General features: G+C 44.0%; 1 protein-coding gene. It reads right to left on the bottom strand.

Going from position 1 to position 434, the window contains the following annotated elements; all coding sequences use genetic code 11:
* Nucleotides 1-434, bottom strand: a 434-nt coding sequence (locus AB4Y77_RS22980) for a recombinase family protein (RefSeq protein ID WP_442015465.1), incomplete at both ends; no start/stop codon positions are given.

Below are 434 nucleotides of genomic sequence, written 5' to 3'. Positions count from 1 at the left end.
GTGTACATGAGACGTTTTACATTAATTTGGTCCCACAGCTTTCCTTTCTTAGTGAATACTCCTTTTTCATTTAAAAATTTGGCGATCATTCTGTGTCCGTGTCCTTGCTCTGCTAGATCAAACATGAACTGTACATTTTCTGCCTCTGCTTCATCTATTACGTACCGTCCATCTTCAATATTGTAGCCATAGCATGGTTTTGTAAGGGCCTTATCCGTATTTTTGGCAAGCGAAAGCATATTATCTTTCACGCGCTCACTGGTCCGCTCACGTTCAAACTCTGCGAATGTACCCAGCAACTGCAGCGTCATCCTGCCAACCGCAGTCGACGTATCAAAACTCTCAGATGCGGAGACGTAACTGCAATCGTGGCCGCTCAGAAAATGAATGGTCTGAAGCAGATCGAGTAGATTGCGGCTAAAACGATCCAATTT

This window comes from Paenarthrobacter sp. YAF11_1 (assembly GCF_052113445.1).
GTDB lineage: Bacteria > Actinomycetota > Actinomycetes > Actinomycetales > Micrococcaceae > Arthrobacter.
This window is presented reverse-complemented; position numbering and strand designations above follow the sequence as displayed.